The organism is Gordonia westfalica (genome assembly GCF_900105725.1).
Taxonomy (GTDB): domain Bacteria; phylum Actinomycetota; class Actinomycetes; order Mycobacteriales; family Mycobacteriaceae; genus Gordonia; species Gordonia westfalica.
Genome location: NZ_FNLM01000030.1, coordinates 101,070 through 108,969, shown reverse-complemented (window position 1 = coordinate 108,969; position 7,900 = coordinate 101,070). Strand labels below are relative to the sequence as shown.

Sequence of the window (7,900 nt, the reverse complement as noted above, 5' to 3'; positions counted from 1 at the left end):
CATGTCCAACGCACCCTCGACCTGGCAGAGCAGGTCCGCTCTGGGCGGGTCGTGCGTCCCGATGTGGTGGTGTGGCCGGAGAACTCATCCGACATCGACCCGTTCGGTAACCGCGATGCTGCGGCGCAGATTGATCGTGCCGCGCGGCGATCGGGGTGCCGATCCTGGTGGGAGCGGTGATCGCGGGAGCAACGGCACGTCCCGCAACACGTTGGTGGTGTGGGATCCGGTTACCGGTCCTGGTCAGGAGCACGACAAACGTCAGCTGGTGCCGTTCGGGGAGTAACTTGCCGCTGCGGGAACTGATGACACAGCTGTCGTCCTACGCCAGCCGGGCCGGCAACTTCGTTCCTGGCACGGGCAATGGTGTCGTCGATCTTGCAGGTGTACCGGTGGCGGTGGCGACCTGCTACGAAGTCGCGTTCGACGATCTGGTGACCGACTCGGTGCGCGCCGGCGCGCAACTGATCGCCGTACCGACCAACAACGCGACGTTCGGGCGCACCGAGATGACCTACCAGCAACTCGCGATGTCGCGGGTGCGGGCAGTCGAGCACGGTAGGGCGGTGGTCATCGCAGCAACCAGTGGGGTGAGCGCGATCATCGAGCCTGATGGGACCGTTGCACAACGCACAGCGCTGTTCACCCTGATGTCCTCATCGCGCGGGTGCCGCTGGGGACAACGACGACTCTGGCGACGCGGATCGGAGCAGCAGGAGAAGGGATCTGTGCTGCCGCGGTCCTGGCGGCACTGGTTGTACGCACGTGGAGATCACGCCAACGCACCTGACGCGGCGTGGTTGCTTCAGTGGCGTTCGCGATGGGGCGTTGGTGAGCTACTCGGTGCGTCATCGGCGTCATCCGACGGGCTCGAACAGCAGCTGCACCCTGGTTCTGTAGTGGCAGCACAACTCGTGCTGGTCGCCGCGCCGCGTAATCGTGGAGTCGGCAGCAGGGGCACCTCGGGCACCGGCCGTGGCTGATCGGTGGTGGTGGCGGATACCGGGGCGCAGCAGGCGTCGCCTGTGTCGTTGTAGGGCGCCACCGAGATGTTGAGCTTGCCGGGGGTTACCCGGGGCATGGCACCGGTGCCTGGCAGTGCTTTCGTCCGGGCAGCGCGAATCGCGTTGGCGATCACCAGCACTTCTGCGAGTTCGTGGACGAAGACCACCGTGGCCAGGCCGAGGACGCCCGTGGCGGCCAGCGGAATCAGCACACCGATGATGGCCAGAGAGAATCCTATGTTCTGCACCATGATTCGGCGTGCGCGCCGAGCGTGGGACAGCACGTGGGGGAGATGGCGGAGATCTTCGCCCATCAACGCCACATCGGCGGTTTCGATGGCGACGTCGGTACCCATCGCTCCCATTGCGATTCCGACATCGGCGGTGGCCAACGCTGGGGCGTCGTTGACGCCGTCGCCGACCATGGCGATCGCCCGCCCGCGCGCCAGCGTGGGCAGCAAGTCGGCTTTGTCTTCGGGAAGCAGTTCGGAATGGACGGTGCTGATTCCGGCCGCCGTGGCCAAGGCGTGTGCGGTGCGATCGTTGTCCCCGGTCAGCATGACCGAGTTGACACCCAGCGCCGTCAGCTGAGCGACCGTTTCAGCGGCCTCGGGGCGAAGCTCATCGCGGACGGCGATGGCGGCGACGACGGTGCCATCGCGTTCGATCAGCACGACGGTGGCACCGTCGCTCTGCAACCGGGTGACCTCGCCGGCGAGCGCGCCAGGATCGAGCCACCCGGGTTTGCCCAGGCGCAGTTGCTGTCCGCGTATCTGGCCGGTGAGTCCGTGACCGGCGATCGCGGTGACGTCCTCGGCAGGTGAGTCCAGGGCAGGTGCGGCCGCGAGAATGGCGCTCGCCAGCGGGTGCTCGCTGCGTGCCTCGAGCGCGGCGGCATAGGACAACGCGTCTTCGCGGGTGATCTCGGGTGTGCTCACCACGGCGATGACCTCCGGAGTGCCGCGGGTCAAGGTGCCGGTCTTGTCCAGTGCGACGACGCGGACCCGTCCCAACTCCTCTAGTGCAGCACCGCCTTTGACCAGTGCGCCATGGCGGCTGGCGGCGCCGATCGCGGCGACCACCGTCAGCGGCACCGCGATCGCTAACGCACACGGGGACGCGGCAACGAGGACTACCAGGCCGCGTTCGAGCCACAGCAGGGGATCACCGAGCAGCGCACCGATACCTGCCACGAGCGCCGCGAGCACCATGATGGCGGGGACCAGGGGCGGGCGATGCGGTCGGCGAGACGTTGGCCGGCGCCTTTGCGTTCCTGCGCTTGCTCGACGATGTGAACGATGCGGGCCAGGGAACTATCCGCGGCGCGGGCGGTCACGCGGACTTCGATCGCACCGCCACCGTTGATGGCGCCGGCGTAGAGCAAGTCGCCCGGACCCGCCTCCACCGGAACAGATTCGCCGGTGATCGCCGACATATCCACGCTGGTAGTGCCCGCGGTGATCGTCCCGTCGGTCGACGCGCGCTCACCGGGACGCACCACCAGCACATCGCCGATGATCAACTCATCAGGGGACACGGTGATCTCGCGACCCTCACGAATCACCGACGCGGTCGGTGGAACCAGCGCGAGCAGTGCCCGCAGCCCGCGCCGGGTCTTGGTGACCGCGTAATGCTCGAGTCCTTCAGCGACCGAGAACAAGATTCCCAGCAGCGCAGCCTCGGGTATTTGGCCCAGCGCCACAGCCCCGATCGCGGCGATCGTCATCAGCGTTCCGACACCGATGCGCCCGTGGCGCAGCGACCTCAGCGTCGACGGCACGAACGTTGAGGCAGCGACGACGACCGCGACCAGTTCCACGACGATGCCCGCGGTCTCTGACAGAGAGCCTCCGATGATCCAGCCGAGCGCGAGGAACACTGCTGCGGCGGCGGCGAAACGCAGCTCGCGCACCTGCCACAACCGAACCGGGCCCTGATCGACCTCGGCGTCGAGGTCGGCGGGATCTGATGGTCCGCAGCATGCGTCAGCCATGAGCTCGCCCCTGCACTGTGGCCGCCGCCGATGACGTCGTCGTGGCTGGTACGGAGACACATGCAATCGCTAGAACGGCTGTCACGAGAGCGTGGCCGGAGGGGGTCAACGCGTACATCACCAACCGTCCGTGCCGGCGCCCGGTCACCAGGCCGGCGCCCTTGAGTAAGCGCAGATGGTGCGAGACAAGGTTCTGCGCCAGGCCTACCACCCACGCGAGGTCGCAGACGCATAATTCCTCGCCCGACAGCAACGCCGTCGCTACACGTAGCCGGGTGGGATCACCGAGTGCGCGAGCTCCGGCGGCGGCACGGTCGACCGCGGTCACCTCGGGTAGCGCAGTCCGGATAGTTTCTGCGTGCGGCAGATCGAGGCACAGCAGGTCGCATGTGTCCACCGACTCCTGAGTCATATCAACATCCTTACGTTCATTGATATGGCCCATTGTAGGCGCGCCGGCGCGAATACCTCAACACCCATCGATATGGCGAGTTGGCGTCGACAAGCTCCAGCCCGGCGGGGGGCGCCTAGGTGTCGGTGTTGCCCTTCTTCCACTGTGACCACGGGATGTTCCAGTCGCCGAGTCCATCGACTCCCGAGAGCGTGTCGGCGTTGGTGTTCTTGACCGTGACGGGGTCACCGCGCAGGGTGTTCTTCACGAGCCATTCCGCGTCTGCGGGACTCAGGTTTGGGCAACCGTTGCTGACGTTGCTGTTGCCTTGCGCCGACATCGACCACGGTGCGCCGTGCATGTAAATGCCGCTGTAGGACATTTGCACCGCCCATTGAACGGGTGTGCGGTATCCCGCTGCGGACTCGACAGGCACTCCGTAGGTGGACGAGTCCATGATGATGTGCTCGACGCGATCTCCGATCATGTAGATGCCGCGGGGCGTCGGAGTGCTGTCTTTGCCGAACGAGGTCGGCATCGTGCGGATGACCTTGCCGTCTCGTTTGACGACGATCGTTTTGGTGTTGTCGTCGGCAACGATTTCCTGAGCTCGGCCAATCGTGAAGTCGTAGGACAAGTTCTCGTCGCCGTAGAGCCCGTCGCCGAGATCGACTCCGTAAATGTTGACGGCGACACTGACTTTGGTGCCCGGTGTCCAGAAGCGTTCGGGCCTCCACCGGACCTCAGAGTCGCTGATCCAATAGAACGCACCCTGCATCTGGGGGTCAGACGACACGGTGATCGCCGCCTGTGCCTTCTTTCGGTCAGGGATGGGATCGGCGAACCGCACGCCGATCGTGTGGGCGATCCCGACGGTTTTCTCGCCGAGAATGGCCGCGCTGGTCAACGATTCCGGTGAGGTCGTGGTGAAACGCTGCGAGACGACCGATCGACCGCCCACGCCCACGGCCTCGGCTTGAACCACGTATCGCTTCGAATACCCCAGGGGCTGGGTGCTTGTCCACGTTGAGCCGTCCTCGCTCAGGGAGCCCGCCAAGGGACGGCCGCTGGCTGTGGGAATACGGACGTTAGTCAACGCGCCGCGACTGGCCGTGACAACAATAGGAAGCCCAGGTTCGACAACCGCGTTGGGCGCAAGTCGCCCGCCACCTTCAGTGGCCACAGCGATGGAAGGGTGTGTGATGTCGGCGAAGCTGTCAACGGCCCGAATCTCGTTGCTGTAGACGGCACCTCCGGTCGAGCTGCACGAGGTCAACACCATCACCACCGCCGTCAGCGTTGCGAGCATCAGCAGTCGCGGGATACCGGACCGGACCGACCCGCGGCATTCACGAGAGCCCGAGCACTGCGGCTGCCCACCGTGAGTCGATCGGCGATCACGTGGCTCTTCGGTAGCTCGAGTCCCTCTTACGCGGCCCATCGATTGTCGAACCCTCCCACTCGGCGCTGGACTAGCTTTACTAACCACGATAGTAGTTGAAGGCTGTGCGCTCCTTTACCCGCTGCACCGCGTGAGAGAAGGTTCGAAACGTCTTCGTGGTGGGCCACCGCCGAGCCACCACGTCGACCTCACTATTGCCGTGTGGCGACACCCAACAGGTAATCCCCGCCGATGCGTGTTTGCCACCGCTCGCCGACGTCGAGACCGTGGTGGGACAACTCGTGCAGGAATTCACCGGCGGTGAACCGATCCTCGCTCGGATGGTCAAACAGCACTTGGTAGGTCGGCCGAGCAAGGGCGGTCGCGGTGACCTCGTCAAAGAAGAACCGCCCACCCGGTTTGAGTACGCGGGCCACCTCGTCCAAGGCTTCCCGCCAGTTCGGGATGTGGTGAATGATCGCGAAGTCGAAGACTGCGTCATAAGTACCGTTCTGCCCTCCGCCGACGTCGTGAAATGCTGAACGCAGGTCCGTTGCGCTACCTCGGGCGAGGTGTGCCCTGCCGGTGTGTCGGCGCAGGCGGTGGCGAGCGCGAGAAATCATCGCCGGATCGAGGTCTACCGCGTCGACGCGCGCGGCGCCGAACTCGTCGAGGATCAGCCGGGTGCCGTAACCCGACCCGCACCCCAGCTCAGCAACGTGCGCTCCCGGGGTCCGTCCGCCCAACGCGGTCAATACACGCGCCTCGTAGCGCTGCAGCCACCGCCGGGGCGGCGAGTTCACCAGAACAGTCTCCACGCGGTTCATCAACATTGTTGACCACCCTCCCTCATTCATCGGCGGAGACCGCTTATTATCGTCTGGTGACGATCAATAGCATGGATGGGTGTCCCACGTCGAGAGCCGGAACGAATGTGGACGCGGCGGTGGCGTTGTTTCACAGCCTGTCCGATAGCACCCGTTTGTCGATTGTGCGTCGTCTTGCCGGCGGGGAGGTCAGGGTCGCCGACCTGGTAGGGGAGTTGGGTTTGGCGCAGTCGACAGTGTCGGCGCATGTGGCATGTCTGCGCGACTGCGGGCTCGTTGAGGGACGCCCACAGGGTAGGCAGGTGTTCTACCGCCTCACTCGGCCCGAGTTGATGGATCTGCTGGCCTCGGCGGAGACCCTGCTGGCGGCCACTGGTAGCGCGGTAGCGCTGTGCCCGAACTATGCCGGCGACGCCGCCGCAGCGTCAGCGAGTTCTACCCCGGCTGGAGCATTTACGTGACCGACGCGACGCCGGCAGTGACGAAAACACTCCACCCCCGAGGCGTTCTCTTGGTCCTGGTTGTCGTGGTGACCTCCGTCGGGCTGGCAGTCAACTCCTTCGTTGTCAGCCGACTCACCGAGGGCAGTACGGCCGATCTGGGAGTGCTCCAATTGCGGTTAGCGTTCAACCCCGGTGTTGCATTCAGCCTCGGTGATCAGCTGCCCAGCTGGGCCATACTCGCCGTGGCCGGGTTAATCACCCTCGCACTGGCCGGCTACGCAGTGCACGTCGCACCCGACGCGGGGGTCGCCGGCCGGATCGGATTTGCTGCAGTCCTCGGCGGCGCACTCACCAACCTGATCGACCGCGCCGCCGACGGCGTCGTCACCGACTACTTCCATACCGGCTGGTTCCCCACGTTCAACCTCGCGGACACATTCATCACCATCGGCGTCGTCCTGATCGTGCTAGATGTGTTGCGGCAAGAATGGTCAGCTCCGCGCGACGCCTAGGGGATCGAACCGTCGCGCGGACTCGCTTAACCGGTGACTGTCAGGTAGATCAAGGCGACGTTGAGCACGATGATGACCGCTGCAGTCAGCCAGGCCAGCGACGTGGTGAGTCGATTGTTCACATCCTCGCCCATCAGCATCCTGTCGCTGGTGAAACGCACTAACGGAACCAGTGCGAAGGGGATGCCGAAGGACAGAACGACCTGCGAGACAATCAGAGCTCGGCTGGGATCGATTCCGATGGCCAACACTGTGATGGCAGGTATCAGGGTGATCAGGCGTCGGAGTATGAGCGGGATCCTGCGCTGCAACAGCCCGTCCATGATCATCGCGCCGGCGTACGCCCCGACCGAGGTTGATGCCAGCCCCGAGGCAAGAAGCCCCAGCGCGAACAGCAACGCCACCACTTGCCCCAAGGTGTCGGCGACCGCCGCATGCGCTCCGTCGATCGAATCGACCCCTTCACGGCCACGCAAAGTGGTTGCTGCCACCAGCAGCATGGACAGGTTGACCGCGCCCGCCAGCAGCATCGCCAGACCGACATCGATCTTCGTCACACGCAACAGCCGCGACCGGATCGGCCCCTCCGGTTGATGGCCGTGTCGATCCCGCACCAGACCTGAATGCAGATACACCGCGTGAGGCATCACCGTCGCACCCAACATGGCGGCCGCGATCAGCACGCTTTCCGTGCCATCGAACCGCGGCAAGAGGCCCCCACGACAGCCCCGGGGGGAGGTGGTGCCACCACGGTGCTTGTCAGAAAACCGATGGCAATGACAGCCAGCAAGCCAATGATCACCCGCTCGAACGGTTGCTGCCCTCTGCGGTCTTGGACAAGAAGCAAGACCATCGACACCGAACCTGTGATGACGCCACCGATGAGCAACGGCAGGTCGAAGAGCAGATTCAGCGCGATAGCTCCGCCGACCACTTCGGCGAGATCGGTTGCCATAGCGACAATCTCAGCCTGCACCCAGTAGGAGAGCCTGGCGGTCCGCGACGCGCGCAGACGCACCGTCTCCGGCAATGACCTGCCCGTGACCACCCCGAGCTTGGCAGAAAGGAACTGCACCAACCCCGCCATCACGTTCGCAACCACGATCACCCACACGAGGAGGTAGCCGAACTGGGCGCCGGCGCTGATATTGGACGCGACATTGCCGGGATCAACATAGGCGATGGCTGCGACGAAGGCCGGACCAAGCAGTAGGGACCCAGACCGAGCTCGCGCGAGCCGCGGACGAGCCGAAGCCATGACCTCTCGCATTGCCGCCCCTCAATCACAAAGTTCGGTCTACCGAATAAAACTATTCGATACACCGTAGTTCATGGGTCGGCACATGACG

General features: G+C 64.8%; 5 protein-coding genes and 3 pseudogenes. 3 read left to right on the top strand and 5 right to left on the bottom strand.

Annotated elements, in window-relative coordinates; all coding sequences use genetic code 11:
* A pseudogene (gene lnt / locus BLU62_RS04805) lies at window positions 1-790 on the top strand (apolipoprotein N-acyltransferase); the annotation flags it as partial.
* Window positions 791-805: 15 nt separating this feature from the next.
* On the opposite strand, the pseudogene BLU62_RS04800 reads toward lnt, so the two are convergent.
* The 4 genes and pseudogenes from BLU62_RS04800 to BLU62_RS04785 form a co-directional block, all read right to left on the bottom strand.
* Window positions 806-2,997 (bottom strand): annotated as a pseudogene (locus BLU62_RS04800) (heavy metal translocating P-type ATPase).
* Entirely contained in the window at window positions 2,990-3,409 is a 420-nt protein-coding gene (locus BLU62_RS04795; protein ID WP_011161129.1) for an ArsR/SmtB family transcription factor, read from the bottom strand. Before BLU62_RS04795 ends, BLU62_RS04800 begins: the two are co-directional and overlap by 8 nt.
* 115 nt (window positions 3,410-3,524) lie before the next feature.
* Entirely contained in the window at window positions 3,525-4,697 is a 1,173-nt protein-coding gene (locus BLU62_RS04790; protein WP_011161128.1) for a L,D-transpeptidase, read from the bottom strand.
* A 284-nt stretch (window positions 4,698-4,981) separates the two neighbouring features.
* Window positions 4,982-5,596 carry a class I SAM-dependent methyltransferase gene (locus tag BLU62_RS04785; protein ID WP_203235850.1) on the bottom strand — a complete coding sequence of 205 codons (615 nt, stop codon included), beginning with the start codon at window positions 5,594-5,596 and terminating at the stop codon, window positions 4,982-4,984.
* A gap of 56 nt (window positions 5,597-5,652) precedes the next feature.
* On the opposite strand from BLU62_RS04785, the gene BLU62_RS04780 reads away from it, so the two are divergent.
* Complete coding sequence (locus BLU62_RS04780) at window positions 5,653-6,057, top strand: ArsR/SmtB family transcription factor (RefSeq protein WP_074848398.1); 405 nt, start codon at window positions 5,653-5,655, stop codon at window positions 6,055-6,057.
* A 50-nt stretch (window positions 6,058-6,107) separates the two neighbouring features.
* The gene (gene lspA, locus BLU62_RS04775) at window positions 6,108-6,551 is read left to right on the top strand and encodes a signal peptidase II (RefSeq protein WP_084811730.1); all 444 of its coding nucleotides are present in this window, start codon (window positions 6,108-6,110) and stop codon (window positions 6,549-6,551) included.
* Window positions 6,552-6,577: 26 nt separating this feature from the next.
* Here lspA and BLU62_RS04770 read toward each other — a convergent pair.
* A pseudogene (locus BLU62_RS04770) lies at window positions 6,578-7,821 on the bottom strand (Nramp family divalent metal transporter).
* Between the last annotated feature and the right edge of the window lie 79 nt (window positions 7,822-7,900).